At 45.7% G+C, this 26,735-nt stretch carries 25 protein-coding genes; 7 read left to right on the plus strand and 18 right to left on the minus strand.

Annotated features, from left to right (window positions below; all coding sequences use genetic code 11):
* The first annotated feature begins 101 nt into the window (after positions 1–101).
* Positions 102–1,043, plus strand: coding sequence for a 1-phosphofructokinase (gene pfkB, locus VL525_RS07475; RefSeq protein WP_325384971.1), 942 nt, complete (start codon positions 102–104; stop codon positions 1,041–1,043).
* Here the strand turns inward: pfkB and VL525_RS07480 are convergent, their stop codons facing one another.
* The 8 genes from VL525_RS07480 to VL525_RS07515 form a co-directional block, all read right to left on the minus strand.
* Positions 1,044–1,307, minus strand: a complete 264-nt coding sequence (locus VL525_RS07480; protein ID WP_325384973.1) for a phosphopantetheine-binding protein — start codon at positions 1,305–1,307, stop codon at positions 1,044–1,046.
* Positions 1,308–1,314: 7 nt separating this feature from the next.
* The gene (locus VL525_RS07485; RefSeq protein WP_325384975.1) at positions 1,315–2,595 is read right to left on the minus strand and encodes an ABC transporter permease; all 1,281 of its coding nucleotides are present in this window, start codon (positions 2,593–2,595) and stop codon (positions 1,315–1,317) included.
* The gene (locus tag VL525_RS07490; protein ID WP_325384978.1) at positions 2,588–3,346 is read right to left on the minus strand and encodes an ABC transporter ATP-binding protein; all 759 of its coding nucleotides are present in this window, start codon (positions 3,344–3,346) and stop codon (positions 2,588–2,590) included. Before VL525_RS07490 ends, VL525_RS07485 begins: the two co-directional genes overlap by 8 nt.
* Positions 3,340–4,350 (minus strand): BtrH N-terminal domain-containing protein, encoded by a 1,011-nt coding sequence (locus VL525_RS07495; RefSeq protein ID WP_325384980.1) that lies wholly within the window; start codon positions 4,348–4,350, stop codon positions 3,340–3,342. The genes VL525_RS07490 and VL525_RS07495 overlap by 7 nt, the downstream gene beginning before the upstream one ends.
* Complete coding sequence (locus tag VL525_RS07500; protein WP_325384982.1) at positions 4,340–4,747, minus strand: hypothetical protein; 408 nt, start codon at positions 4,745–4,747, stop codon at positions 4,340–4,342. The genes VL525_RS07495 and VL525_RS07500 overlap by 11 nt, the downstream gene beginning before the upstream one ends.
* Positions 4,748–4,837: 90 nt before the next feature.
* The gene (locus tag VL525_RS07505) at positions 4,838–5,986 is read right to left on the minus strand and encodes a beta-ketoacyl-ACP synthase III (RefSeq protein WP_325384984.1); all 1,149 of its coding nucleotides are present in this window, start codon (positions 5,984–5,986) and stop codon (positions 4,838–4,840) included.
* Positions 5,987–5,990: 4 nt separating this feature from the next.
* Entirely contained in the window at positions 5,991–6,890 is a 900-nt protein-coding gene (locus VL525_RS07510) for a hypothetical protein (protein WP_325384986.1), read from the minus strand.
* Positions 6,891–6,902: 12 nt separating this feature from the next.
* Positions 6,903–7,391 (minus strand): hypothetical protein, encoded by a 489-nt coding sequence (locus VL525_RS07515; RefSeq protein ID WP_325384988.1) that lies wholly within the window; start codon positions 7,389–7,391, stop codon positions 6,903–6,905.
* A gap of 209 nt (positions 7,392–7,600) precedes the next feature.
* Here VL525_RS07515 and VL525_RS07520 point away from each other — a divergent pair, with 209 nt between their 5' ends.
* The 5 genes from VL525_RS07520 (at position 7,601) to VL525_RS07540 (ending at position 11,154) form a co-directional block, all read left to right on the plus strand.
* Positions 7,601–8,398, plus strand: a complete 798-nt coding sequence (locus tag VL525_RS07520) for an SDR family oxidoreductase (protein ID WP_325384990.1) — start codon at positions 7,601–7,603, stop codon at positions 8,396–8,398.
* Positions 8,399–8,520: 122 nt separating this feature from the next.
* Positions 8,521–8,985: a 3-hydroxyacyl-ACP dehydratase FabZ family protein gene (locus tag VL525_RS07525; RefSeq protein WP_325384992.1), complete on the plus strand. Its 465-nt coding sequence runs from the start codon at positions 8,521–8,523 to the stop codon at positions 8,983–8,985.
* Positions 8,978–10,249 (plus strand): beta-ketoacyl-[acyl-carrier-protein] synthase family protein, encoded by a 1,272-nt coding sequence (locus VL525_RS07530; protein ID WP_325384994.1) that lies wholly within the window; start codon positions 8,978–8,980, stop codon positions 10,247–10,249. The genes VL525_RS07525 and VL525_RS07530 overlap by 8 nt, the downstream gene beginning before the upstream one ends.
* Complete coding sequence (locus VL525_RS07535; protein ID WP_325384996.1) at positions 10,250–10,504, plus strand: acyl carrier protein; 255 nt, start codon at positions 10,250–10,252, stop codon at positions 10,502–10,504.
* On the plus strand, positions 10,504–11,154 hold the full coding sequence (locus VL525_RS07540) for a 4'-phosphopantetheinyl transferase superfamily protein (protein WP_325384998.1): 651 nt from the start codon (positions 10,504–10,506) through the stop codon (positions 11,152–11,154). The genes VL525_RS07535 and VL525_RS07540 overlap by 1 nt, the downstream gene beginning before the upstream one ends.
* Here VL525_RS07540 and VL525_RS07545 read toward each other — a convergent pair.
* Positions 11,151–13,127 carry an FAD-dependent oxidoreductase gene (locus VL525_RS07545; RefSeq protein WP_325385001.1) on the minus strand — a complete coding sequence of 659 codons (1,977 nt, stop codon included), beginning with the start codon at positions 13,125–13,127 and terminating at the stop codon, positions 11,151–11,153. The genes VL525_RS07540 and VL525_RS07545 overlap by 4 nt on opposite strands.
* A gap of 57 nt (positions 13,128–13,184) precedes the next feature.
* Between VL525_RS07545 and VL525_RS07550 the strand changes: the two genes are divergently transcribed.
* Positions 13,185–13,943 carry a PIG-L deacetylase family protein gene (locus VL525_RS07550; RefSeq protein WP_325385003.1) on the plus strand — a complete coding sequence of 253 codons (759 nt, stop codon included), beginning with the start codon at positions 13,185–13,187 and terminating at the stop codon, positions 13,941–13,943.
* On the opposite strand, the gene VL525_RS07555 is transcribed toward VL525_RS07550, so the two are convergent.
* From VL525_RS07555 to VL525_RS07595, 9 genes are all read right to left on the minus strand, one after another.
* On the minus strand, positions 13,940–14,302 hold the full coding sequence (locus VL525_RS07555) for a glyoxalase superfamily protein (RefSeq protein ID WP_325385005.1): 363 nt from the start codon (positions 14,300–14,302) through the stop codon (positions 13,940–13,942). The genes VL525_RS07550 and VL525_RS07555 overlap by 4 nt on opposite strands.
* Before the next feature lie 38 nt (positions 14,303–14,340).
* Positions 14,341–15,243, minus strand: coding sequence for a metallophosphoesterase family protein (locus VL525_RS07560; RefSeq protein ID WP_325385007.1), 903 nt, complete (start codon positions 15,241–15,243; stop codon positions 14,341–14,343).
* 86 nt (positions 15,244–15,329) lie between these two features.
* Positions 15,330–16,373: an adenylate/guanylate cyclase domain-containing protein gene (locus VL525_RS07565; RefSeq protein ID WP_325385009.1), complete on the minus strand. Its 1,044-nt coding sequence runs from the start codon at positions 16,371–16,373 to the stop codon at positions 15,330–15,332.
* A complete protein-coding gene (locus tag VL525_RS07570; protein ID WP_325385011.1) occupies positions 16,373–16,750 on the minus strand; it encodes a response regulator in 378 nt (125 codons plus the stop codon). Before VL525_RS07570 ends, VL525_RS07565 begins: the two co-directional genes overlap by 1 nt.
* Before the next feature lie 26 nt (positions 16,751–16,776).
* Positions 16,777–18,087, minus strand: a complete 1,311-nt coding sequence (locus VL525_RS07575) for a sensor histidine kinase (RefSeq protein WP_325385013.1) — start codon at positions 18,085–18,087, stop codon at positions 16,777–16,779.
* 47 nt (positions 18,088–18,134) lie between these two features.
* Positions 18,135–20,363, minus strand: coding sequence for an ATP-binding protein (locus VL525_RS07580; RefSeq protein ID WP_325385015.1), 2,229 nt, complete (start codon positions 20,361–20,363; stop codon positions 18,135–18,137).
* Positions 20,364–20,367: 4 nt separating this feature from the next.
* Entirely contained in the window at positions 20,368–22,512 is a 2,145-nt protein-coding gene (locus tag VL525_RS07585) for an ATP-binding protein (protein ID WP_325385017.1), read from the minus strand.
* A complete protein-coding gene (locus VL525_RS07590; protein ID WP_325385019.1) occupies positions 22,509–24,722 on the minus strand; it encodes an ATP-binding protein in 2,214 nt (737 codons plus the stop codon). Before VL525_RS07590 ends, VL525_RS07585 begins: the two co-directional genes overlap by 4 nt.
* Positions 24,719–26,734: an ATP-binding protein gene (locus VL525_RS07595; RefSeq protein WP_325385022.1), complete on the minus strand. Its 2,016-nt coding sequence runs from the start codon at positions 26,732–26,734 to the stop codon at positions 24,719–24,721. The genes VL525_RS07590 and VL525_RS07595 overlap by 4 nt, the downstream gene beginning before the upstream one ends.
* Between the last annotated feature and the right edge of the window lies 1 nt (position 26,735).

The following is a 26,735-nucleotide window of genomic DNA, read 5'->3' on the forward strand; positions in this document are numbered from 1 at the left end:
TTCTCCGCGCAAAAGTGACAGAGGTCATTATCTGCCATGACGATAGCTATTGTGAAGCTTTGTAAAATTGGGTTGTTTTATGCTATGAAACAAACCCTGAAATGCAACCAATAATCACCATTACCTTTAACCCTGCGATCGACAAAAGCACAACGATTCCTCTACTGGTTGCGGAAAAGAAGATGTATTGTTCTGAGCCTGTTTATGAACCCGGGGGCGGCGGTGTAAACGTGGCCCGCGTGATAAAAAAACTCGGTGGCGACGCGATCGCAGTTTATATGGCCGGTGGGCATTCAGGGAAAAAATTCAATCAATTATTGGCGGAAGAAGCGGTGACATCGGTAGTTACGGAGATCAAGGAAAATACCCGGGAAAACCTGGTTGTTTCCGAAACGGGAACGAACCGTCAATATCGTTTTGTTATGCCCGGACCAACCATAGCTGAAGCAGAATGGATGAATTGCCTTAATAGTATCGAAAAGTTAGCCGACGTACCGTTTATTGTTGCAAGCGGAAGTTTACCCGCCGGGATGCCCGCTGATATTTTTGCACGATTAGCAGCTATAGCCCACCGGAAGAAAGCCAAATTGGTGGTTGATACTTCGGGTAAGCCGTTGGAAGATGCCATAAAAGCGGGTGCCTATCTGATAAAACCCAGCACAAAAGAATTGGCGGCCCTGATAAAACGGGAACATATGGAAATACAAGACGTTATTGATGCGGCAAAAGAAGTGATCAACATGGGTGGATGCGAAGTGATGGTGGTTTCGATGGGTGGTGATGGAGCGATACTTGTAACAAAAGACGTGGTGTTGAAGGCAAAGCCGCCGACCGTCGATGTAAAAGGAACCGTTGGGGCGGGTGACAGCATGGTGGCAGGGCTGGTACTTAGCCTGGCGCGCAATGGCACTTTGGAAAAAGCGCTTCAATACGGCGTGGCCTGTGGCACCGCTGCAACGATGAACCCAGGCACCGGTTTGTGCAATAAAGATGATGTAGAGCGTTTGTATAAAATGCTTGTCAGGCAAAATGCCCTCGCCTAATCACTGCTTCCCGTGCTGCTGAATATATTCAGCCATGGTATTCACATCCACCAGTACCTTGCGGCCTTCTTTTGGGTCCTGTATAGTAATGCCGTATTCGCGTTTCAGTAATACGATCAACTCGAGCGAGTCGATAGAATCCAACCCAAGACCATCGCCAAACAAAGGCTCGTCGTCCTTAATATCGGCTGGAGTAAGATCGGTCAGGTTTAAAAATAATATGATCTGGCTTTTCAGCTTTTCTTTCAGTTCTGCAATTTCCATTTGGTAATTATATTAAATTTTTTCTTTTCAGTCCCCAAAACGCCACCAACTGGAGCACAATTATTATCACCACAAGCGGCGCAAGATAACCTGCTACATTGATTAGTTTGCCATTCTCCAAAAATAAGCCATAATAAGCTTCGAGGCACCAGTGCATCGGCGAGAAATTGGCTATGGCTTTCAGCGAGGTATCCATTGAAAAAGTGGGCACCATCAATCCGCCAATGGCCGCTAAAATGACGATAGAGATTGCACCGAACCCATTATTTTGCTGATGGGTTTCTGAAAATACACCCACGCAAATAGCATAACTTACCGCGCACCACCCCGTCAGAATCGTTACCACAAACAGGCCCAAAATATCATTGGGTAAATTGAGCGCAGGTAAATTTATCAGCGGGAATAACCATATACCCAGCGAGAATATTACAACAGCTTGTATAAGGGTAACGACAATATATACGATCTGTTTGGAAGCCATACCGACCAGGTAGCTTGTCGGCAAAGTTTTAAGCCGTATAAAGCTGCCACTCACTTTTTCCCTTACCACGCTGCCACCAAGTGACATGATAATAAAGAACATGGCAAATATCGTCCAGGCCGGAACATTGTGCTGTGCGGCATTTGGCGGTTTAAGGGAGCCGCTGATAGAAACCGGGATATCATTAATTGCCGCTTTATTATTCAGCATTTCGTCCTCCAGTTTGGAAGGCAGCGGTTTTTCGTTGATGGAAAAATAAAGACTTCTTAAGGTCTGCCTGCTTTCCACCAACTGCAATGCGCTTTGCAAAGCTCCTTTTACCGACAAGCGTATCGATTCCTGCAAAACAGGGTTATAATATAACTTTAACGGCTCCGGGTCGCCCAGATCCTTTTGGGTTGAATCAGCTTGCAGGCCAAAGCTGGTGAGCGCCTTCCCGGCAGTTGTTTTGGATTTGGCCATTACTTTTTGTGTAAAATCCGCTGGAATAATGATGCTCATCAACGCATCATTTTTCTTCATCGAATCGGCAATGGTTTTTTCATCCTGGTTTTTGGGCAGCGCCGATACACTGAACATCCCTATTTTTTCAATAGCCGCAATCAGTTGTTTTGCTGATGCCCCGGTGTCGCGGTTGCATACCAAAACAGGCAGCTTGTTTTTATTAATGAGCTGGAAAGTGCTGTTCTGGATATCAGTGATCACCACCACCAGCACAATAGGCATTACGAACATAAGGGCCAGCCCTACCCCATCGCGTAGAAGTACACGGAGATCCTTCAATATAGCGGCCCAAAGTTTAAACATCGTTGCGGTATTCTTTGCCGGTAAGTTCAAGGAATAAACCTTCTAAACTATCCTTGCTATGTTCTTTTAATAATTCGGTCAAGGTATTTTGGGCGATGATCTCGCCGCTGTCGATCAGTGCGACATGCTCGCACAAACCTTCAGCTTCGCTCAATTGGTGCGAAGTGTAAATGAGCGTGGTGCCGTTTTTATTCAGTTCGAGCAGGTAATTAATAATGGCATGCCGCGTTTGTACATCCACGCCTACGGTTGGTTCATCCAGTATCAATACGGCCGGGTTATGGATAACCCCGATAGCCAGGTTTACCCTGCGCTTCATCCCGCCCGAAAATTTATCCACCTGTTTATTCCGGACGTTTTCCAGTCCGAGTATACGCAGTAACTCGTCCGTCCGCGTTTTTATCTGGTGCCGGTTAAGCCCGGCCCACGCGCCAAAAAATTCCAGGTTCTCTACCGGGCTCATTTCCTGGTAAAAAGAAAAATCCTGCGGGACAAAGCCGAACAACGCATTTACCTTATTGCTATGTTTGCTTACATCGTGACCAAGCAATTCAACGGTACCCTGGTCGGCTGACAATAGCCCGGTCATCAGGCTAAGCAGGGTGGTTTTTCCCGCCCCGTTCGGTCCGAACAGGCCAAAACGTTCGCCCTTTTTTACTTTCAGGTTTAGTCCGGAAAAGGCTACGCCGTCGTTGCCGGGATAATGAAACCCCAGGTTTTCGATATTTACAGCCAGTTCGTTACTTACCATTTTATCTTTTTCAAAGCCAAAAAGGCGTTTTTCTCCAGTTCGGCAATTTCAAGCAGGTACTCGCCCATCTGGTCAAAATCCTGCTGACTGCCCAACCGGCCCTTATATATCCCCGCAGCATGTACGGCTGCGGTGCGCCAAAGGTCGCCAGATTGGGTAAATATTTTTGAGATCTCAAGCAGTTCATCATTGCGGGTATAGGCATGCGCCTCTTGTAAAAACGCTGCATAAATATAGCGAAATCCGCCGCCGCCCGTACCTATTTCTTCCTGCATACGAACCAGTTGTGCCAGGTACGACCCGGCTTTTTGCACACCCAGTTTATCCCGCCAGTTCCTGATCTTTCCCGCCAGGTATTTGATGCCTTTAACCCCTGCAAAAGGGCCGGGTATGCCCAGCATCATAAACGTGTTCCGTTTTATGCCATTAATGATGGCCTTGCGTATTTGGTCGTCGGTTATCTCCGTTTTGCTTTCCGCATAGTAAAGCTGCCCTTTGGGGGCAAGAGTGCCTTTGGCAAACCGCACACGTTCCAACTCATAGCTTGTTAGTTTGGTGGGTGTATCCATCACTGGGTCGCTGATGAGATAGTTATCATCTTCCTTGCCAAAAACGATGAGGTTATGGGCATTGAAATGAAAGCGGTACTCGCGCGGAAAATAGGATAGGTAGTAAACCCCGACCTGGCAGCCTACGGGGCGGCCTTCGTCCAGGCATTGCTTTAGGGCAGCTTCGGCTTTTTCTTTTGAGCCGAACTTTTTGCGGACAACAGGTATGCCCAAAGCCTGGCAGGTTTTTTTGAATATCAATCCCGGAAATGTGCGGAAAGCGATAGCCGGACCATTATTGATCTTAATAAATGGCAGATAGGTAAAGAAAAGCCCCGCGCCAATGCCAAAAGCCAATGGCTCGGTTATTTTGCCTCCTGATATTTTGCGCAGTAAGCTGCTGGTAACACCGGATTCGCAATGTGCCGATTGGCGGTGTTCAAAATCAAGCTTCATGCACGGTCATTGTTTTTAGCTCACCTACCTTTACGTTAAAGGCATCGGCATATTTTTGTAGTTTTTTGGCTGATAAACGGTTAAATTTTTCGGGCTTTAAATGACGGTTGATCTGCCATTTCCAATAGCCGGTATAATCGGACAATATCCCGATATCCATTAAACGGTACTCCATAAAAAATAAAAGCGGGCTGGCTTCGCCGTTTAAAACCTGCTGCCGGGCTTTGGCTATGCGTTCTTCCACATCCTTCCAGGCTACGTTAAGCGCTTCGGTTTTTACCTCCCAGCCATTGCTCAGCTCCGTAACGTATTTGCCCGAGCTATCCGTGGCATAACAAACCTCTTTCGTGATCTTCCCGAGCGCACCCAGGTCCTGCGGCACATTTTCCTTCTTCATGATGACACGATTATGGGATTTTATGGATTGAAAAGATCATATACAGATTCGTCTTAACTAATCACAAGTCACTAATTAACTAATAACAAGCTAACAAACCGTCAGCATTGCATACATATATGAAAAGCGTGCACTTTCCGGAACGAGCAGCAATAGCCTGTCTCCCTTTTTTAGTTTGCCACTGTGAAACAGCTCGTCTATCATCAAATAAACCGATGCAGCGCCTACGTTACCCACCGTGTACAGGTTGATAAACCATTTTTCGTAAGGAATGCCGCCGCCATAATATTGCACCAGGTCGTATATCTTACTTTTGAAAAAATCGCTGGATATATGCGGTAGAAAGTAGTCCACATCGTCAGCCGTAAGGCCTTTTTTATCCATGATCTCCTTGATCTTTTTTCCACCCAGGTGAACAATATTATCACTAAGCAAAGTGATGTCCTGCTTAACGCTGAATATGGATTTGTTCATGATCTCTTCCGGCGTATAGTCCATAAAGCCTTTCAGCGAACCATCTTCCATTTTCTCGCCACCCATGTACATACAGGTATCCATTACGTTGGCGTACGAAGCGCCTTCTATCCAATCGACACGCAGGCTCAATCCATCAGGATTGGGCTGATCTGACATTAAAAACGCCGAAGCACCGTCGGACAGCATCCATCGTAAAAAATCTTTCTGAAAAGCGATGAACGGGTTTTCTTCCATCTCCTTCAGTTTCTGCGCTTCTTCTTCGAAAACATCTGAAACTAAAAGACCGGAAAACCGCTCGGAGCCTGTAGCGACAGCATTTTTTACCTCGCCTGACTTAATAGCGAGGTATGCATATTTAAGCGCATGCATGCCAGCGCAGCATACACCCGCCGGAGATACTACTTCAATCGATTCAAACTCGGGCAGCCAGCCGTGCGTCATCACACCGTGGCTCGGCATTACCTGGTCGGGCGATGAGGTGCCGCAGGAAAGCAGTTCGATCTCCTTTATTTTTTCGGGGTTATCTTTCAATAGTTCCTTCACCGCCAAAGCGGTCATTTCGGCATTGGTATGGGTCGACTTGCCGTTTTTATCCAGCGCATAATAACGGTTAACAATACCATTATTGCGCAATACTATTTTTTTTGATTTGGAGGGGCGGCCGTCTATATAGCCCAGGTATTCCTCCATCTCGTCGTTCGAAACAGGGTTATTAGGGAAAAATTTAGAGGTAGAATTTATATAAACTTGGTTTACAGACATATTACTAACTTACTTGTAAATAGTTTTTTGTTTTAGCTTTAATTCTTTTTTGGGAAAAAGGTTTTATAAAAATTGCATCTAAGGTAAGAAGAATAGGCGCACCAACGAAAAGCGCCACATAAAGATAATACTTAAATACCATGAGCCAGAAGCCGCGATTGCGCCTGCGTTCAATAAATCCTACCCATTTCAGATAAGTTGGAACAGCGGTGGTTTCCAGCAGCATAAGCGGGTATTTTACTTTTACCGCGTTTTGTTTCAGCAGTTCGTCCTGCAAGCCTTCCCAATCTTTCATCGCCAGATGCTTACAAACGGTTTGCCCGTAAACTTTAGTATGGGCGATATCATCAGCAGATACCCCCGGTTTTGGAAATATGCCCAGGTATTTGTCCTTTTTACCCCCAAGCATCCAATGGAAGATAGTGAAAAAGCTGATGGCATTGGGATGTTTGTCCACCAGCGCGATATTGCCGACCAGGTTTGCCCCCGCATCTTTCAATTTCTGTCGGATACGCTCGTAAGCATTCAGCCACATATTTCGCGCCTCGCTGACGGTTACAACGGGAGTACCTTTGATGATACTTTTTATGTTGGGGTTATTTAATATAGAATTGGATGGTATGCTTGGCCACAGGAACCAGGGCTGATAACCCAGGATCACCAGGTCGTATAGCTTTTCTTTCAGATCAAATGGCTCTACTTCCGCTGCGATTTCCTGCACACAATCGGGCATTACGGAGTAAAAGCGTTGCCCTGTCCAGGGGAAGGGGTAATCGGATACCAGTTTTACCTGCACCTTTTCGACACTGTTACCCGCCTCAATAAGCGGGGCTGTGAATGAATCGATAATATCGCGCATCTGCCCGGACTGCGTGTAGTAAATGGCCAAAACCTTTTTATTCATTCCGCGGCAAAATTATAAATCTTCTTTATGCAACACTTTGGAATTTGAACAATAATCTAAAATGGCATGCTGAACGGCAGGCGACAGGTTTTTAAAATTTTTGATGACAAATGCCTTATCTTTTTCAATATCAGACCGGTATTTCACGATCCTTGGCGCGTGTTCCTCGATGGTTAGCCGTAAAAAATGAAACTCGGTATTATCCGGTTCGGCTATAAGCGCTGTTTCCAGCTTAATGCGGCCTTCCTTAAAAGACTTTAACTTGTCCTTGTTTTTCCTTAGCAGGTCTGCCTTTTTCATCAATAAGGCCCCGGTGTAGCCGTCGCGATCCTTTTCTGGTGCGGTGGATAAGTTTTGGATCTCGTTATCTATAGCCGCGATATCGCCCGATTTCATCACCGCGTAAAATGCCGCCTTTTCAAATTTCTGCTGTAAAGGCCGGCCAATGGCGATACCTCCGGTTAGTACTGTCAGTGCTATAACAAATATTATTTTTCTCATTGTAGTTATACCAAACATAACAAATATTCGATGGCCCCGCAACAACGCAAGGGCTGCATAGTTGTGAGAATATCTGATATTTATACCTTAAAACTAATTTACTTTTGCTTACTTTGAGGCTGCAATTTTTTCTGTTTTGAGAATAAATTGCCTTTATGATACCCCTTGTTAAGACAGGCTAAGGTTGTAAAAGTTTAAAAAATCGAAAGTTGGATACAAACACGCAGTTTTCAGGTTTGTGGGCGGTTATTTTGGGGGGATCAAGCGGTTTTGGTTTTGCTTCGGTTGAAAAACTGGCCCGGCATGGCATGAATATCGCCGTACTTTACCGCGAGACTGCCGTTGGCGAAAAACCTTTGCTGGAGAAATTCCCGGAGATCGCAGCCGAAAGCGGCGTTACTATCCTGCCATTTAATGTTAATGCTTTAACTGCCGAGGGGCGTGCATCTGTCATACAAAAACTAACTTCCGAAAAAGGCATCGCCAAAAAAGGAGTAAAGCTATTGCTGCATTCCATCGCCCGTGGCAATTTAAAACCTTTAACAGGTAATGATGTTCTGACTACCGATGATATCCAGTTTACTACTTACGCTATGTCGAACAGTTTATTAGACTGGACAAGGGATATCCTGAACGCTGATCTTTTTCATGAGGACGCCCGTGTTATAGGACTGACGAGCGAGGGCGCCCATAAACACTGGGAGGGATACGCGGCAGTATCGCTTGCAAAATCATCACTGGAGAGCCTGGCGAAATATATGGCGGTGGAGTTTGCGCCCTTTGGGCTGAAAACCAATATCATACAGGCGGGCATTACCCCGACATCATCGTTAAAAATGATTCCCGGGAGCGAAAAGCTGATGGCGATAGGCAACGAGCGCAACCCGATGGGACGTATTACACAGCCCGGCGATGTGGCAAATGTTATTTACCTGCTTTGTACCGTCGAGGCTTTCTGGATAAACGGGGCGTTAATTCATGTAGATGGCGGCGAACACTGCCGTTAGGTGATGTGCAAATTTAAAATGTGCAGATATGCAGATGAATAACATGACAATAAAAATTTAGCTGGTTCGTGGATTACATTTGCACATCTGTAATTTGCACATCCGCACATTAAAATGAATTTATGAATAATCATATACTTAGTCATTTACCCTATAAATCCTCATTCAGGTTTGTTGACCATATATCTGAATTGAGTGAAGATGGCGTAGCGGGCGAATACACTTTACGGGAAGATGCCTTTTTTTACGAGGATCATTTTGAGGGTAACCCGGTGACGCCCGGTGTTATCATTACTGAAATAATGGCGCAGATAGGCTTGGTGGTGTTGGGTATATTTTTGTTGTTAAAGGAAAGTGATTTTAATTTCGGCGACGATGTTGCTGCGTTTCCTTTGCTAACATCGACTGAAGTGTCTTTTCATAAAATGGTTTTACCCGGCCAAAAGGTAAAGGTTACTTCCGAAAAAGAATACTTCCGTTTCGGTAAGCTGAAGTGTTATGTTGAGATGCATGACAGTTCGGGCGATTTGGTCGCCAAGGGAATGTTTTCGGGGATAGTCAAAAAAGTGGATCTAAAGAATGGCTAAACGCGTAGTGATCACGGGCATGGGAGTAGTTTCTCCCAATGGTGTCGGTATTCCCGCTTTTTTAAACGCAATTCAAAACGGTATATCGGGTATCCGTTTCGTGCCGAAATACGAGGACCTGCATATGAGCTGCCATGTAGCCGGTATCCCCGAATTTGAGTGGGAAAATTTAAAAAATTATATATCCGAGGTCAGCTATCATGGTCTGAAGGGCACCAATATTGCCTACGGTATCACCGCTGCACTTGACGCGTGGGCCGATGCAGGGTTGCCTTACGACACTGACGAGCCGCGCTGGGAAACCGGCTGCGTGTTTGGCAATAGCGCACCCGATTCGGAGGCTACCAAGAATGTTATTATCAAGGTTGATAATAAAGAGGTTAAAAAATTAGGCTCGCGCGTGGTAGAGCAAACCATGAATAGTGGTGTTACCTCCTTTATATCAGGGAGATTAGGATTGGGGAACAGGGTGGTAACCAATTCAACCGCTTGTGCCACGGGTACCCAGGCTATTTTGATGGGCTGTGAATATATTCAGAGCGGCCTTGCCAAAAGGATGCTTGTGGGCAGCGGCGAATATATCGACTCTTATATTTTCGGCACGTTTGATTCCATGCGGGTGCTTTCGCGAAAATTTAACGACCAGCCCGAACGGGCCTCGCGGCCAATGAGTGCGTCGTATGGCGGATTTGTTCCTGGTTCGGGCGCAGCGGCGTTTGTACTGGAAGATCTTGATTTTGCGTTAGCACGCGGCGCAAGAATATATGCCGAGGTATTGGGCGGATGTGCTAATTCGGGTGGGCAACGCGGAGGCGGCACCATGACGGCGCCTAACCCGGCAGGGGTAACAAGGTGTATTAGCGAAGCGATAGAAAATTCAGGCATTAAGGCCGATGATATCGACCTCATAAGCGGTCACCTTACGGCTACTATGGCTGATAAGTACGAGATACAAAGCTGGGCGCAGGCACTGGGACGGAGCGGGAAAAACTTCCCGCTGACGAATTCCGTAAAGTCGATGATAGGCCACTGTTTAAGCGCGGCGGGCTCTATTGAATCTGTGGCATGCGTATTGCAAATAGTGCATGGATTTGTACATCCAAATATTAACTTAGAGGACCCAAACCCCGAGATACTCAACGTAGTAGATGAGACGTGTTTGCCGGTAAGTATGATAAAGAAAGAAATTAATATAATTGCAAAGGCAAATTTTGGCTTCGGTGATGTCAATTGCTGCCTGATATTTTCAAAATTCAAAAATTAAATGACCAGGGAAGAGATTTTAAATGAGCTTAAAAAGGTTTTCGCGCCATACACAACCAATAAGGAGATGCTGGACGGCATCAATGACCAAACGGACCTGATAAGAGATTTAAAGATCAATTCGGCAAATTTGGTGGATATTATTATCGACGCGGAGGCAAAGTACAATATCGAGATCGATTATGATTCGGCCGATAAGATGATCAATGTGGGAAGCTGCATTGATGTGATATACGACAAACTCAATCAAAAGTAATGAGCGGCACAGGCTGCGATATTGTGGCTTTAAAAGCTATCAATGTTGCCCGCAGCCAGCAATCCAGGTTTTATTCGAAGATAATCACCGATGTGGAAAAGAGCTTTTATGATAAGGCTCTTTCTGCTATAATGCCGCTTGAACATTTTGTTTGGCTGGCGTGGTCGGTGAAGGAATCGGTGTATAAATTTTTGCAGCGGGGGAAACCGGACCTGGTATTTTCACCATCAAAGATGGTTATTCAGCAACTAAAGGTTCCGGCTTCTGCTTCTTCATTAACCGGAGGACGGGGTTTTGATAGTGATACCGTCTATAAGGGGCTTGTTATGTTTGACGGCCGGCAGTTTCATTCAGCATCGGTAATAACGGGCGATTTCATTTTTTCGGCCGTAAACGATAGCGATGATTTTACCGGCATACATTGGGCTGTCAAAAAGATCGGTTCATCAGAGCCGGATGTGCAATCGGCTGAGGTAAGAAGACTTATCTCAGGTACATTGCCCGACTTATTTCCCAGGCAAGATCTCCGTATCGAAAAAAGCCCGCATGGCTATCCCTTCGTTTCAAGTGGTGATAAGGAATTACCAGTGATCGTTTCTTTTGCCCACCACGACCATTGGATCGCCTACTCTTTTGTATTAAATAATTAGCGATCAGGAACAAGCAAAACAGCATCCGCATGTATCTTGTCCGTTGGATGAATAGTTGAAATTTTTATGTTTATCCGTCCTGCTTGCATTTGATATTCACCCAGGGATACCCATTCGCCGCTGGTTTGGCCTTCTACCTCTGTTTCACCCGGATCTATCGTTAAAGTTTTAGTCAATGACCCATTGCTTACATCTACCCGGAACGGGGTTTTATTTTCGGTCGACGAATAGGTATAAATTTTATACAAGCCCGGTTTGGTTACCGGATACGAGTACTTTACTGTTTTAATTGATGTGCCGGCCGTGTCGCTGATCAGTACAGTTGGGCCGTAGCCGTTTTTACCGGTTATCCATTTGCCTGCTGTGGTAACCTGTTTTTTATCATTATCGTCGATGATGATGTCCGGCGTACTGCCGTCGGCTAATGGGTTTTCCCGCAGCGCTTTTTGAATATCCTTTACGTTCACTTTTTGCACCGTGGTGCGATGGTCGATGGCATAAATGGCTGCCTGAGCAGCGCTCTGGCTCAATACCATGAACACAGGTTCCATCCGGATAGAACCATAGGCGATATGGCTGGCCGACAGGCAAACAGGCACCAGCAAATTGAAAACATGCTCAGGCGTAATTGCCCGGTACGAGATCGGATAAGGCCCGAAACCACCTACCTGCACATCACCCTCGTTTTTTACCATGCCGTTGGTTACTATACGCTCGGCATTGTGCGAATCCATCGTGTAAGCGGCCATCGCAATACCATCGTCAACTGTCGTTTTAGCTTCGCAATTGGCCTGTGTCATCACGTAACGACCTATCATCCGGCGCGCCTCACGAACGTAGATCTGTGGCGTCCAGTTACCGTTATCAGTGTATTCATCTTTAGGGTAGCCCCATTGCAGCATTTGCTTGCGGATATTCTCCGGAATCCGGGCATCATGCCCTAAAAAATAAAATAAACCCTGGGTGTAGCTCTTGTGCATTTGCACGATCTTTTCGCGCGTGGCTTCATCCCCATCAGGATAATCATAATTCACGCCGATCATATCTGTGGAGAATGCGCCATTATTGTTGATATCCGTTTTATGGTTCGGCATCATGCTGATGTACATGGGCAGACTGGTTGGTGCTTTATAGTGGATCATCCGGAGGTAAAGCTCGTAATGGGTCGAATCATAATCGGCCGGGCGGGTGACCGGGATCATGTTTGCCGGGTCGTTACTCAGGCAAACACGTACGTTATAAGTTTGCACGCGGCGGTCGCCGGTACCGTTAGGCTTTAATATATCGCTGCTAATGCCCCATAACAGGCCGCTTTTCGGGTCGCCCAAAGCTTTATACGGATCTACCCCATCGGCAAACTGGTGCTTGTCGCGCAGTTCGACACCATTATAAGTTTCATTATACCGGCTGTTGGCCTCGCGCCCCACGATGTATGGGACCTTTGCTTTAGCCATCAGGTCGCCTTCGTAGGAGCAGTCGATAAAAACTTTTGCCGCTATCCTGATATCAGGCTCCTTATCAGTAAGGGAAGGATGCAGACTGATCCCTTTGATGGTAATGCCGATCTTTTTGATACTGAGGTCGGTTTTGATTAAGCTATGCCCGTAAATAACGGTGATATTTTTATGCTTTAAATACTCCCTGAAAATATCTTCTGCCACATGCGGCTCAAATATCCATTGCTCCAGCTTGCCGTAGTGTTTACCAACCCGGCGGTAAAAATCCAGCGCCAGGCCCTTCACCACATATTTATTGCCGATATCGGTATAACCCAGCCCGCCTGATGATAAACCGCCTACATGGTTGCCGGTTGCTATCAGTACCACTTTTTTGCCTTGTGCGGCGGCGTTATAAGCGGCTATTACCCCGCCTGATGTTGCGCCGTAAACACAGATGTCGTAAGTTTTAACCGGCAGGGTTTGGGCCAATGAGGATAAAGGCAGCAGCAGGCAGATAAGTAAGTAACGTTTCATAAGATACATAGCGTAAATCTAAGGTAAATATGTAATTTCAGTTATTCAATTCAGTATATGGAAAAACGTTCTACAAACCGCCGCAATTTTGTTAAAACAGCCGGGCTGGGCTTTTTGACGCTGCCCAACCTACTTCAGGCAAAGCCAAAATCGACCGCAGCTAAGAAAAAAGTAATTTGCTTTGGCGCTCACCCCGATGACCCCGAAAGTGGCTGCGGCGGCACGCTGGCCAAACTGGCGGCTATGGGGCACGAGGTAACGATCATTTACCTGACAACCGGCGAAGCAGGCATTGTAGGAAAAAGCCATAACGAAGCTGCCGCGATACGAAAACAGGAAGCGATAAACGCTTGTGCCGTGTTAAAAGCTAAACCTGTTTTTGCCGGACAGATAGATGGCGACACCATTATGGATAATGCCTGGCTGGCTAAAGTGCAAAAGCTGGTAGCCGACGAAAAGCCGGACATTGTTTTTACGCACTGGCCGGTAGATACACATAAAGACCACCAAATAGCCAGCTTACTGATGATACAGACCTGGGTGAGGGCGGAGCATAAATACCCGCTGTATTTTTTCGAGGTGTGTACGGGCGAGCAAACTATGGGTTTTAAGCCAACAGATTACGTAGATATCAGCGAAACGCAGGAACAAAAGCGAAAAGCAGTGTATTGCCATACCAGCCAGGACCCGCCGGGGATATATGGCTGCGGACACGCTTCTATGGAAGATTTTCGAGGGCGCGAATTGGGTGTAAAAGCTGCTGAGGCTTTTGTGTTTATGACCGGGAAAGGGATGGGCGGTGTTATTGCTTCTTAGTCCTCCGGGCATTCTATGCCATGCCCAAAGCGGATCACGTGCCCATCGGGATCGCCAACCAGCATTTCGCGCATAAACCAGGGTTTGTCTTTAGGAGGGGATAAGATGATGGCGCCTTTGGCTTTAATTTGCCCGTAGTATTCGTCCAAATTATCCAGGTTGACACATATCCAGGTACCGGGATGACCCTGTGCTCCCTTGCAGAAAAAGAGCCTGACCGGGTCAGACCCTATGCCGCCAAAAGTTGGTTCTTCGTCCCATATCCAGTCGTTGTCAAAACCGAGGATATCTTTATAATAAGCGATGCTCCTGGGGATATCATCCGAATAGAGTATCGGTACGAGGCTTTCAAATTCCATGGCTAACTAATTGTATAACAAATGTATAGTTAAAACAATCAGTAATTGACATAATCTTCCTTAAAGCTGCCATCAGCAAAAAGGTCGATAACGCCGTAACCCGGGGCTGTTTCACGACGGTTGCCTTCCCACCAGGCGCCGCTTACTGCACCGTTGCAGATGTAGGTGACGTTGTTATAGATCAATTTTTCGCGCAGGTGGATATGACCGCTCAGGCATAGCTTCACGTTAGGATGCTTATAAAACAAGCTGATGATCTTTGAAACATCGGTGTGCATATCGCCGCCAAGCATCGTCCATTTATTCACAATATTATCTTCGATGAGGTTGGTGGCGGTCAGGATAGGGATGTGTGTCATCACCAGCACAGGCATTGAGGGGTTTGTGGTTTTTAATTCATTTTCCAGCCAGGCAAACTGCTCATCGCCCAATTTGCCAATGTACCAGGTATTGTCGATGTCAAGATGAACGCTATCCAGTAAAATAAATTTCCAGCCGCCTTTTATAAAACTGTAATAAGGGGTTTGAAGGCCCAGCTGATCCATCGAATATTTTTTCCCATACAGCGCCTGGGCTTTATCATTCTCGTTCCACCAGATGTCGTGATTGCCGAGGCAATAGTTAACGGGTAGTTTGCATTCATTTTCCCAGACGGACTTATAGAGTTTCCACTGATCGGTGATGGTGCCGATATTTTCCTTATTCATGTCGAACACCACGTCGCCGCCGTTCAGTACCAGGTCGACTTTAGGGGACTGCTCCTGCATGTGGTGCAGGCATTTGGTGAACCGCGCGGGCGCATCAAACTTGTTCTTCAGGTGGATGTCTGTTAGATGGGCCACCCGTAATACGGGTTTTTCACCAGGTAAAATATTCTTAAAGGGCAGTGCCGGTGCCAGCAGCATGCTGCCGATGCCTTTGAGGGCCGATCGTCTTTCCATAGTAAAGAATTTGCAGGGATATAAATACCTGGACAAATTTGCTTTATCTTTTTGGATTTTGTCTTAACAGAAAGTTAAATGAAAGTTTATTCTATCACCGCATAGGTAACAACGGGCTTCTCCTTGTTTTTTAAGGTGAATTCGCCGTTTATTTCGCTTTTGAAAGATTCTTTGATCTTTTCATGCACATCTTCGGTAATCAGTATCTGCCCCGCTTTGGCAACTGACTGCAGGCGCTGCGCAACGTTTACCGAGTCGCCTATAACCGTATAGTCGAGCCTTTTCAGTGAAGCTGATCCGATATTACCCGAAACCATTTCGCCCGAATTGATGCCTATGGATATCTCTGCTTTAAACGTTTTGTCGCCTGCTGATACAGGGTCCATTTTGGCCAACTCGGTACGTATAGCTAATGCGGTATCGATAGCACGGTCGAGGTGGTAATCGCCGCGGTAAACGGCCATTACGGCATCGCCCATAAATTTATCTACGTGCCCGTCCTGTGCAATTATTTCCTTCACTATTTTATCGAACAGGCCGTTCAGTAAATTCACTACGTTATTGGCAGGTACGTGTTCGGTTATTTTGGTGAAACCGCATACATCAATAAACATTACGGTAGCATCCATCAACTCGTTTTTCAGCAATGTGCTTTCAAACTCCTTATGCGACATAAAGTTGAGCACATTAGCATCAACGTACATTTTCAGGATGTTATTCTCCTTAATGGCCTGCATGGTTTCGTGCAGTTGCTTTACGTAGTTGATGGTCTTTTCCATGGTCAGGTCAAGGTCATCAAAATCGACAGGTTTGCATACAAAATCAAAAGCGCCGCGGTTCATGGCAGTGCGGATATTTTGCATATCGCCATAGGCAGAAACGACTACGGCTTTTAAAACCGGGTTTGCCTCGGGCAGGCGGCTAAGCAGGGTCAGCCCGTCCATCACTGGCATATTAATATCTGAAAGCACGATATCCAGATCGGGGTGCTCACTTACTTTCTGCAGAGCTTCCTCGCCATTTTGGGCAAATACAAACTCATACACGTTCTCACGTATCTTTCGTCTAAACTTTTGCTTTACCAACGCTTCCAGGTCAGCCTCGTCGTCAACAACAAGTATCTTGGCCATTATATGCTAAAGGTTTTTAGTTTTTCTTTCAACAGGCTAAAATCAAGTGGCTTGGTTAAAAAATCATTCGCACCGCGCTCCATTGCCTGGCGGTGATTTTCCTCGTCGCCGTACGCTGTTATCATCATTACCATCGGCGGCGGCGTGTCGTACTCGTGCCGGATACGCGACAGCAGTTCGAGCCCGCTCATGCCTGGCATGTTGATATCCGAAAGGATCAGCACGATCTCCGAATGCTTATCGTGCAGGTAGCTGAGCGCGTCCTCGCCGGAAAGGGCAAAGTCGAACTCGAACTCATGCTCACGTATCTCTTTACGGAATCTTTGCAGGAAAAGCGGCTGTACATCAGCTTCGTCGTCTACTACGAGTATTTTCATAATTGTGATAAATATACTTAATTAAACTATACAGGCAGGGTTATTTTGAACTCGGTGAACTCACCTTCTTTACTTTTTACATCAATTTTACCGTCGTGGCCTTTCACGATAATATCATAACTAAGCGACAAACCCAGGCCCGTTCCCTCGCCGGTTGGCTTGGTAGTAAAAAAGGGTTGCAGAATTTTGTCTTTTATGTCATCCGGTATGCCGGTCCCGTTGTCTTTTACCGTAATTTCCAGGTTTTTCCCCTTTAGCGCCGTTGTTACTTCAATCACCGGTTTAAAGGCGTTGCCTTCGGCAATGTGCCGTTTCTGAACGGCATAAAAAGCGTTATTGAATAAATTCAAAAGTACGCGGCCTACGTCCTGCGGTACCATCTCTGCCTGCGGCAGCCCTTCAGCAAAGTGGGTGACAAGGTCTGAATTGAATGATTTATCTTTTGCCCTCAGTCCATGATAAGCCAGCCGCAGGTATTCATCAGCTAATTTATTGATGTCTGTCGGTTCTTTTGTGGTGCTGCTGGCGCGGCTATGCTGCAGCATTCCTTTTACAATGCCATCAGCACGTTTGCCATGGTGCCGTATTTTTTCAAGGTTTTGTTTGATATCGTTGGCTATAGCCATGGCTTCTTCAACATCACCTTTTTTAAGCTCCTCCTCCATTTCATCCACCAATTCCCCGCTTACTTCCGAGAAGTTGTTGACAAAATTGAGCGGGTTCTGTATCTCATGCGCTATACCGGCGGTCAGTTCACCCAACGAGGCCATTTTCTCGGACTGTATTAACTGGGCCTGGGTAGTTTTCAGTTCGCGCAGGGCTTCCTGCAGTTCCTCTTTTTGCTGCTGCAATTCGGTAGTACGTTCACTTACCAAAACCTCCAGCTCGGCACGGCGGTCGGCACTTATGCGTAAGGCTTCTTCCTGCTTTTTGGTGCTGGCCCAACGTGCAAATGTCCAAATGAAAGCCGCAATTACCGCAAAAACAAAATACTGATCGTAGTTATCTGTTTCGTAAAAGAAATTAAAAAATATTTTTACGGCTGCATTGATATAACCAATTGCTATAAGCGGGTATGTGGCCTGAAAGACCACTTTGTAAACTTTAAAGTCTTCTTCCTTATAACCATAATACGCCATACTAAGTAATACCGAAGCGCCGAGCAGATCATGATATTCTTCGGGAAGGGCCCATGATGCTATAAACAGTCCTATGGTACTCCATGTGGCTATAGTAATAATGTTACGCCACTTAGGATATAAGAACAGGTTGCCTTTCAGGCGCTTATTTATACGTCGTACAAGGAGAAATGCGGTAAGAAAATAAAAAATTGACATATATCTGCCGTAAGTTCAATTCAAAAAACTAAAGTAATTATTTAAACCTAAGAAAATGGCAGGATCACCGTAAATTCAGTGTATTCTCCCTCTTTGCTATCCACTTCAATTCGGCCCCCATGCCCTTTCACCACCATGTCATAGCTTAACGACAGGCCGAGGCCGGTACCTTCGCCGGTTGGCTTGGTGGTAAAGAAAGGCTGCATAATTTTTTCCTTAAGATGCTCAGGTATACCTGTTCCGTTGTCCTTCACTTTGATGCGGATAACACCGTCTTTTGCCAAAGTGCTTACTTCGACCGTCGGTTTGTAACCCGCCGCCGATGTTTTTTGTTTTTGCTGTGTGGCGTAGAAGGCATTGGTAAAAAGATTAAGCAGCACGCGCCCCACGTCCTGCGGAATAACGTTGATCTCGGGCAACTCCCCGGCAAAACTGGTAACCAATTCGGAGTTGAACGATTTATCTTTTGCCCGCAGCCCGTGATAAGCCAGCCGGAGATACTCATCGGCCAGTTTGTTGATATCCGTTAATTCCTTGACGTTGCTGCTGGCGCGGCTATGCTGCAGCATTCCCTTTACAATACCGTCGGCGCGTTTACCGTGATGGTTTATCTTTTCTTCGTTCGCTTTTATATTTGCCGCAATTTCCAGGGCATCGCCGGTATTACCGCTTTTTAGCTCTTCGGTCATTTCATCTATCATCTCGCGGTTCACTTCGGCAAAGTTATTGATGAAATTAAGCGGATTCTGTATCTCATGCGCAATACCGGCTGTCAATTCGCCCAGCGATGCCATTTTTTCGGATTGCACCAGTTGATTTTGGGTCAATTTCAGATCGGCCAGCGCTTTATTGGTTTTGTCGCGCTCTTCTTCTATTAATTGCTTTTGCTTGCTTAACAGGATGTTGGCTTTTTGTTTTTGCCGGTTATTACGATATAATACAACCATGGTAATGCCAATCAACAATACAACTACCAGCGAGCCCCATAACAAAGCATTTTGCAGCTTTTTCTGCTGGTTAAGGGTAACTATCTGCGACTGCTTTTTAGCCAGGCTATAATTATACTGCAACAAACTTGTCTGGTTGGTAACCTGTGCGCTGTTCATGCTGTCGCGATAGGAGATATAAAGCAAATGATATTTATAGGCATTGGCGAAGTCCTTTTTCATTACATACGCATTGGCCAATGCCTCGCTATTATCCCGCTTGAATTCTATTGTTGCGGTACGATTAGCTTTTCCGTAGCCGTTGGCAGCATAGTAAATCGCGCTATCCGGCTTCTTTAATTTCAAATAGGCCCGCGCCAATATGCCGTCTATCCATTCTTCACCTTCGGCATCATTAATTTTTTGGGCTCCATGCAGCGACAGGAAACCATACTTAAAAGCCAATGGCAAATTGCCCAACCGTACATATACATCGGCCAGGTTGCTTTGTGTAAGCTCGGTGTTATAGGGCAGCTGAGTTTTGCTTAACCCTTCCTCGTAAGCCTTTATTGCATCGGGGTAGCGGCCGGTAAGACGGTACATTTCACCTATGCGATTAAGCAGGTTAAATTCCAAGTTACGATTACCGAGTTTTTTGTTGGCGTCCAACGCTTTTTTATAGTAAGCAATAGCATTGGGCTGGTCGCCAATATTGGTAAAAATTGTAGCTATTGCCGACCACGCCTGTGCCAGCGCATTAAGGTCATTCGCTTCCTCTGCATTTTTTTCCCCTTTCAACGCCCACTCCATGGCTTTGGTATAGTCGCCTACCGATGCGGAGTATAGACCAGAAAGGCCGACCTGTCGGCGGGCGATCAAAGCTTTATCCATGGTTTTTTGAGCGGCTGCCTCCGACTTAAAAGCATAATCTAATGCCTGTTTGCTTTCGCCTGTAAGATTGTTTAAGGAGCTCATTGCAGCATAAGCATTTGACAGGTGCGTTTTATCCTCAAGCTTTTGTGCCAGGGTAATAGCCTGTTGCATGAGCACTCTCGACTGTGGTAAGTTATTTTTCCGGTACGTTAACCTGGCCAGGGTGATCATTGACTCTGCTTCGCCATCGTCATAGTGAAGCTTACGCGAAATGGCCAAAGCTTCATTTGCCATACTATCCACGCGGTCGGCAGGCAAGGTAATCAAGCCTGGCAATTCATTCAGGCGGTTCACCCTAAAGGTATCGGCTTGCGTATGCTCCTTTAAATCTTTTTGAACCTGTTTGATCCGGGCCTCCTGCGCGCGGGCCGCTATGGAAAAGATAGTTAGTAAAAGGATGATAACTGCTTTTTTCATGTGATTATGTTAGGATAGGTAATTTAATAATAAACTCTGAACCCTGCCCGTCTTCGCTTTCTACCTGGATAGTTCCTTCGTGCCCTTTTACCACCATATCGTAAGTTAAAGATAAACCCAAACCAGTTCCTTCTCCGGTTGGCTTGGTGGTAAAAAACGGCTGCATGATCTTTTCTTTAATAGCGTTGGGGATGCCTGTACCATTATCTTTTACTTTGATGATTACTTGTCCATTTTCTGACCTTGTACTTACCGATATTTCGGGCTTATAATCATCCGTCGCTGCTTTCTGTTTTTGATTCACCGCGTAAAAAGCGTTGTTAAACAGGTTGAGCAGCACGCGGCCGATATCCTGCGGAATGGCATTTACTTTGGGAAGATTTTCATCGTAACTGGTGGCCAATTCGGCATTAAATAATTTGTCTTTTGACCGCAAGCCGTGATAGGCCAAATGGAGATATTCATCTGCGAGGGTATTGATATTAGTGGGCTCCTTTGTGCCGCTGCCCGCCTGGCTGTGTTGCAGCATACCTTTTACAATGGCATCCGCACGTTTGCCGTGGTGGCGTATTTTTTCAAGATTTTGCTTCAAATCTGCGCCGATGGCTTTTGCTTCGTTAATATCGCCTTTATCTAGCTCCTCATCCATTTCATCCACTAATTCGGCGCTTACCTCCGAAAAATTATTGACAAAATTTAATGGGTTCTGTATCTCGTGGGCTATGCCCGCGGTAAGCTCACCTAAGCTTGCCATTTTTTCGGACTGAATAAGTTGAGTTTGGGTGGTTTTTAAATGAGTTAAGGATTGGTTAAGTTCGGCAGTGCGTTCGTTTACCTGGGTCTCCAATAATATATTTTGATCGGCCAGTATTTGCTGCTTTTCCTGTTCCTGCGCAAGGTTTTTAGCCGAAAGCATTTGTACGTCCTCAAGCGTCGTTCTCAACTTTTTGTTAGTAAGCGAGCTTTGCAGGCTCAAATAAAAGGACATGCCGATGGGGAACGACATTTGTGCTATATAAAAGGTTACCTGGGCTAAAACGGTATCGGCATTGATAAAATAATAAGAGACAGTAAATAATGTAAAGAAAACAACCCCGGCTAAAATTATGCCCGCGTCTTTTTTGCGATGCCTTATTGCCCAAATACATACATGCAATCCCGCGGCGAGGCAAATTACCGGGAATCCGATACTGGCGATCACAAAACCCAAAAGTGACGACGTGTACATCAAAATAGTTACTATTACACCAGCGAGTACCAAAATCTTAAATATGGTTCTGCGTGTGTATCCGAATAGCGTATAAATGGTTAGCAGCAGCATTAGCATACCTATAGTAACCCCCACTCCTTCCATAAAGAATACCCACATTTGTGAGCTCACGAACCCGAATCGCCCAACACCCCATACTTCTATTGGCAATGAATTTATGCACAATGCTAAGGTGAACGCGGCGTAATACAGATTGACTTTCTGAGTTTTGTCATAAAGAAAATAGACAAGGTAGATAATGCTGATGATAAGCAATACGCCCGAAGCCAGCGCAAAAATAAGAATGTACATCGTCATCCTGTGCTGACTATCATCGTAGTTGGCCAGGGCCGTTTGCTGATCGTCAACATAAATTGAAAAAACGGGCAGAGGAGTGTAGAAAATTGACAGATAGGGTATTCCCGGTTGGTAGGCAAGTCTCACCGCCAGTACGTTTTCGCCCGGCTTAAGCCCAATGTTGAAAGGCCGTGGCGACGGAAGATAGGCTAACACCTTATCCGGGGCAGGACTGACGATCCCGTATTTGCGGATCAGTTTTCCATTCAAGTAAATTTCTGAAGCAGTATATTGGATGATATATGCCGCCAGTTGCTGTTTCGCAATGGCGCTATCCACACTAATGTGTAAGCGCAGCCATGCAATCCCTGATTTGCGAAGTTCTGTAAAACTCTCTACGTCCCGGGTAGGGTCGGTAAACTGCCACTTGCTATCGTCAACATCCGGACCGGCCCACTTCGGATTGTCACCCGCGTGATATTTCCATCCGCGTAATAAAGTATCATTTTTCGAAAGCCTATCCAAATGAAAAAACTGGCTGGTTTGGGCGGACGCAACCCCCATTATTGTTATTAATAGTATGGAAAGGAAGGCCTTCTTCATTGTACCGGCAACTTGATTGTAAATAAGGTGTATTCGTTCTCTTTTGTATCCACATCAATACTTCCGCCATGCCCCTTCACGACAATATCGTAACTCATGGAGAGGCCCAAACCGGTCCCTTCGCCGGTGGGTTTGGTGGTGAAGAAAGGCTGTAATATTTTATCTTTTACATTATCAGGGATGCCGGTGCCGTTATCTTTTACCGTTATTTCAACAAAACCGTCTTTCAGCCTGGTTGCCAGTTCTACCAGTGGCTTATAACCGGCGCCGGCGGTTTTTTGCTTTTGCTGAACGGCATAGAACGCGTTGGTAAACAAGTTAAGCAGCACCCGACCAATATCCTGCGGAATCATGTTTACGGGCGGCAGTTTCTCGTCAAAATCAGTTGCTAATTCGCTGTTGAACGATTTGTCCTTGGCGCGCAGCCCGTGATAAGCGAGCCGGAGATATTCGTCGGCCAGGGTATTGATATTGGCTGGTTCCTTTTGGCCGCTGCTGGCACGGCTGTGCTGCAGCATGCCTTTTACTATACCATCGGCGCGCTTGCCGTGGTGCCCTATTTTTTCGAGGTTTTGTTTGATGTCGCCGGCGATGTCAATGGCTTCGTCTATATCGCCGCGTTTCAGTTCGGCTTCCATTTCTTCCAGGAGCTCGATGTTAACTTCTGAAAAGTTGTTGACGAAGTTGAGCGGGTTTTGTATCTCGTGGGCGATGCCGGCGGTGAGTTCGCCAAGCGAGGCCATTTTTTCTGATTGTATGAGCTGCCGCTGGGTTTGGCGCAGGGCGATCAATGTTTTTTTGTTGATATTAAGTTGCCGGTAGATAAACACCAGCAGAGCGCTTACCAGCAACACAATAGCCAGCGAAACCCAAAGCAAAACGTTGCGCCTGCTTAATTCATAATCCTGAACAGCTTTTTCCTGCTTCAGCTGATTGATGTGTTCTTTTTGAACTTTGTCGTTTTGGTCTATCTCGTACTGGGCCACTTTAAAATCGTGCAGCCCTTCCTCCCGGGCGTCGAAAACTTTAAAAAATTCCTGGAAATACTTTTCCGACTTTTCAGGTTGGCCACGCTTCTGGTAGAAGTTGCCGAGTTCGCGCAGGTATTTCAATTGTAACGGCACCCCTTGTTCGTTGGACGACTTTTGATAAGCCGTCAACAGGGATCTTTCTGCTTCGGCGCTATTTCCCTGGCCCAGGTAATAATCGTAAAAATCGTAATCGATCTCAGTATAGCCAACAGAGCTAACCGTTTTAAAACCCGCTGAATCGGTTACCTTTTTCGCCCTGGTTAGTAAAGGGAATGCCAGGTCGGGGTGATTTAGTTTGAGGTAGATCTCTGCTTTAGTGGCGTATATGTTGGCCACGCGCTGCGATACTCTTTTACTCATAAAGCGAATGCTCTCATTTATCGCAGCCAGGGCTTCATTATATTTTCCGGCGTTATACTCTATACGGCTTATCGTGGCATAGCAATAATTTATCCCGCTGGTATCTTTTTGCTTTTGCGACAAGGGAAGGGCTTTGTGGGCATAGTAACGCGCCTTATCAAAATTGCCCCATTGATTGTAGGTCATGCCGAGTACATACATAATTTGGGCATAAAAATTAGGCTGGAATTTTCTGAATACTTCGGCCCCCTTCATATAATTATTGATAGCCTGGTTAAAAGCGCCTTTGTATAAATAAAAGCCGGCGATAGCGTGGTAACAGGGAGCTGTGTTTTCATAAGGGCCATTCACCAGGTAGTACTCCAGTTTTTTCTGAAAATAGTGCAGCCGCGCATCCTGGTCGTTCAGGAAATTATAGAGGATGCGCATGTTGATCAGCAGGGGATAAATAACCTTATGCTGTTTATCAAAGATTTCAACAGCGGCCTGGAAACTCTTTAACGATTCGCTATATTCCCGTTTAGCCCAATATTTGTTACCATCCTGCATTAGCAGGTATGGCGTAACATCTATCAGATTCAGCTTTTCATTAAGGCCAAGCAACATTTTATAATGATCGGCGAAGCCCGATGTCTCGTCGGAACGGATAGGCGTAAAATCCACCAGCTTTTGCACCGTGAGTAAGCTATCTTTTGCTGTTGTTTGCTTTGCCAAGACTTTTTGCAGGGAATCCATGGCCGCATGGGCGAAATCATTCTGCGCCAGGCACCGGCCCGCCAGCAGGAAAAATGCGAACAGAAATATCAGTTTCTTTATCATAACCGTTCAGGAAGATAAATTATAAACTCCGTAAATTCCCCCATTTCAGTATCTACTTCTATTTTGCCCCCATGCCCCTTTACCACAATATCATAACTCAATGACAAGCCCAGGCCTGTACCCTCTCCGGTTGGTTTGGTGGTGAAGAATGGCTGCATGATCTTATCTTTTATTGCATCCGGGATGCCATTGCCGTTGTCCTTTACTTTGATCACCACCTGCCCGTTTTCAGTTGCGGTACTAACCGATACTTCGGGTTTATAACCAGCGGCGGCTGTTTTCGCTTTTTGATTTACGGCATAAAAGGCATTGTTGTACAGGTTGAGCAGCACACGGCCTATTTCCTGCTGCGCGACATTGATCCCGGGCAGATCCGGATCGAAATGTGTCGCCATTTCGGCATTGAACGACTTGTCTTTCGCCCTTAAGCCGTGGAAGGAAAGTTTAAGAAACTCATCGGCAAGCATGTTCAGGTTGGTGGGCTGCTTTTCGCCGGTACTGGCACGGCTGTGCTGAAGCATGCCCTTCACGATAAAGTCGGCACGTTTGCCATGCTGGCTTATTTTTAGCTGGTTGGTTTTTACATCGGCAGCAATAGCCTTAACCTCGTCGAAATGGCCCTTTGTTATTTCCTGCTCCATTTCTTCTATCAATTCGGTATTTACTTCTGAAAAATTGTTAACGAAGTTTAAAGGGTTCTGTATCTCGTGGGCTATGCCGGCCGTCAGTTCGCCCAGCGAGGCCATTTTTTCGGATTGAATGAGTTGCGTTTGAGTAATTTTAAGATCGGTCAGTGTTTTTTCAAGATCATCACGTTGTGCTTCTATCTCCTCTTTTTGCTCACTTAGCAGTAGGTTAGTATGTTTTTGCTTCCTGTTATTACGCCAAATTAATAAGGCTACTATAAGCACAAAAATTATAATAGCTATACCGGCAATAAGCTGGTAGCGGTTTTTCAGATCCTCCTGTTTCTGTAAAACGGCTTGCTGCCGCCGCTGTTCACCTAATAATATTTTTTGTATATGATTAAATTTTTCGGCCCCGAAAAGTGAATCATTATACCGCATTGCAATTTGTAGGTAATTATAAGCGCTGTCAATATTAGCTCGCCTGCCATACAGGTCGGCCAGCAAGCGGCTGGCATCAAGTACCGTACCACGAAACGAAGTTGGCTTAGCTATAGCATATGCCTTACGGGCATAAAAAATACTTGAATCAGCATTATTTATCCTGTTAAATAATTTTGCCAGGTGCAAGTGCATCGATGCAGCATCTGTGGTACTATTAGAGCCTGCCGGCGCTAATAGTAAGCCCTTGCGGTAATAATTTAAGGCATCCTGGTATTTGCCGGTTGCCAGGTATGCATTTCCAATCCGTCCAAGCAATTCGGGTATAATATCGCTGGGAAAATGTTTATTGTTGTACAGCTTTAGTTCGTAATACAAAGCTGAATCAGGCATATTTAGCTTCTCGTAAGCGTCACCAATATTTGAAGACTCATTCAATTTCCAGTAATGGCTGTTTCCGCCGCTTTTTAGAAACGTGGCGTACGACGCCCTGTAATAATTTAACGCGGTACGCGGGTCGCCCATATCCAGATACGTATTTCCGATGCTATTCAATTCGAACCCTTCACTAAACGCCGTACCTGATTGTTTTATACGTTCGAGATTTTGCAGTTCAATGGTTAACGCCTCGGCCAGGTTGCCCGATTGGCGAAGGGCGCGTTCCATATCGGCCAGAGCAAGGGTTTCCGCGTGGCTGTTTTTAATTTTCTTTGCAATATCAAGGTATAAATTTGCGTAGTACAACGCCGAATCGGCATTAACACCCCTGTAGTAATTCGACTCAAAATGGTACAGCGCTCCCAAATTGTAAACGCTTTTATCCGAATTATATATGTTTCGATACTTTTTCACCGAATCGGCACTATTATAGGTTTGTGCCTGCCCCATGCGTACACAAAGCAGTAGGCCCAGGAGTATTAAATAACTATATTTTGTATTTCTCATA

The sequence above is a fragment of the Mucilaginibacter sp. genome, assembly GCF_035492695.1.
In the GTDB taxonomy this organism is placed as follows: Bacteria; Bacteroidota; Bacteroidia; order Sphingobacteriales; family Sphingobacteriaceae; genus Mucilaginibacter.

What these genes read in the sequence shown, in the direction of transcription:
- VL525_RS07580 (WP_325385015.1), bottom strand. Translation starts at nt 20,363, where the DNA reads ATGAAAAAAGCAGTTATCATCCTTTTACTAACTATCTTTTCCATAGCG.
- VL525_RS07595 (WP_325385022.1), bottom strand. Translation starts at nt 26,734, where the DNA reads ATGAGAAATACAAAATATAGTTATTTAATACTCCTGGGCCTACTGCTT.
- VL525_RS07575 (WP_325385013.1), bottom strand. Translation starts at nt 18,087, where the DNA reads ATGTCAATTTTTTATTTTCTTACCGCATTTCTCCTTGTACGACGTATA.
- VL525_RS07480 (WP_325384973.1), bottom strand. Translation starts at nt 1,307, where the DNA reads ATGGAAATTGCAGAACTGAAAGAAAAGCTGAAAAGCCAGATCATATTA.
- pfkB (WP_325384971.1), top strand. Translation starts at nt 102, where the DNA reads ATGCAACCAATAATCACCATTACCTTTAACCCTGCGATCGACAAAAGC.
- VL525_RS07590 (WP_325385019.1), bottom strand. Translation starts at nt 24,722, where the DNA reads ATGATAAAGAAACTGATATTTCTGTTCGCATTTTTCCTGCTGGCGGGC.
- VL525_RS07555 (WP_325385005.1), bottom strand. Translation starts at nt 14,302, where the DNA reads ATGGAATTTGAAAGCCTCGTACCGATACTCTATTCGGATGATATCCCC.
- VL525_RS07540 (WP_325384998.1), top strand. Translation starts at nt 10,504, where the DNA reads ATGAGCGGCACAGGCTGCGATATTGTGGCTTTAAAAGCTATCAATGTT.
- VL525_RS07535 (WP_325384996.1), top strand. Translation starts at nt 10,250, where the DNA reads ATGACCAGGGAAGAGATTTTAAATGAGCTTAAAAAGGTTTTCGCGCCA.
- VL525_RS07510 (WP_325384986.1), bottom strand. Translation starts at nt 6,890, where the DNA reads ATGAATAAAAAGGTTTTGGCCATTTACTACACGCAGTCCGGGCAGATG.
- VL525_RS07550 (WP_325385003.1), top strand. Translation starts at nt 13,185, where the DNA reads ATGGAAAAACGTTCTACAAACCGCCGCAATTTTGTTAAAACAGCCGGG.
- VL525_RS07485 (WP_325384975.1), bottom strand. Translation starts at nt 2,595, where the DNA reads ATGTTTAAACTTTGGGCCGCTATATTGAAGGATCTCCGTGTACTTCTA.
- VL525_RS07565 (WP_325385009.1), bottom strand. Translation starts at nt 16,373, where the DNA reads ATGGCCAAGATACTTGTTGTTGACGACGAGGCTGACCTGGAAGCGTTG.
- VL525_RS07505 (WP_325384984.1), bottom strand. Translation starts at nt 5,986, where the DNA reads ATGTCTGTAAACCAAGTTTATATAAATTCTACCTCTAAATTTTTCCCT.
- VL525_RS07490 (WP_325384978.1), bottom strand. Translation starts at nt 3,346, where the DNA reads ATGGTAAGTAACGAACTGGCTGTAAATATCGAAAACCTGGGGTTTCAT.
- VL525_RS07560 (WP_325385007.1), bottom strand. Translation starts at nt 15,243, where the DNA reads ATGGAAAGACGATCGGCCCTCAAAGGCATCGGCAGCATGCTGCTGGCA.
- VL525_RS07585 (WP_325385017.1), bottom strand. Translation starts at nt 22,512, where the DNA reads ATGAAGAAGGCCTTCCTTTCCATACTATTAATAACAATAATGGGGGTT.
- VL525_RS07530 (WP_325384994.1), top strand. Translation starts at nt 8,978, where the DNA reads ATGGCTAAACGCGTAGTGATCACGGGCATGGGAGTAGTTTCTCCCAAT.
- VL525_RS07525 (WP_325384992.1), top strand. Translation starts at nt 8,521, where the DNA reads ATGAATAATCATATACTTAGTCATTTACCCTATAAATCCTCATTCAGG.
- VL525_RS07545 (WP_325385001.1), bottom strand. Translation starts at nt 13,127, where the DNA reads ATGAAACGTTACTTACTTATCTGCCTGCTGCTGCCTTTATCCTCATTG.
- VL525_RS07500 (WP_325384982.1), bottom strand. Translation starts at nt 4,747, where the DNA reads ATGAAGAAGGAAAATGTGCCGCAGGACCTGGGTGCGCTCGGGAAGATC.
- VL525_RS07495 (WP_325384980.1), bottom strand. Translation starts at nt 4,350, where the DNA reads ATGAAGCTTGATTTTGAACACCGCCAATCGGCACATTGCGAATCCGGT.
- VL525_RS07515 (WP_325384988.1), bottom strand. Translation starts at nt 7,391, where the DNA reads ATGAGAAAAATAATATTTGTTATAGCACTGACAGTACTAACCGGAGGT.
- VL525_RS07570 (WP_325385011.1), bottom strand. Translation starts at nt 16,750, where the DNA reads ATGAAAATACTCGTAGTAGACGACGAAGCTGATGTACAGCCGCTTTTC.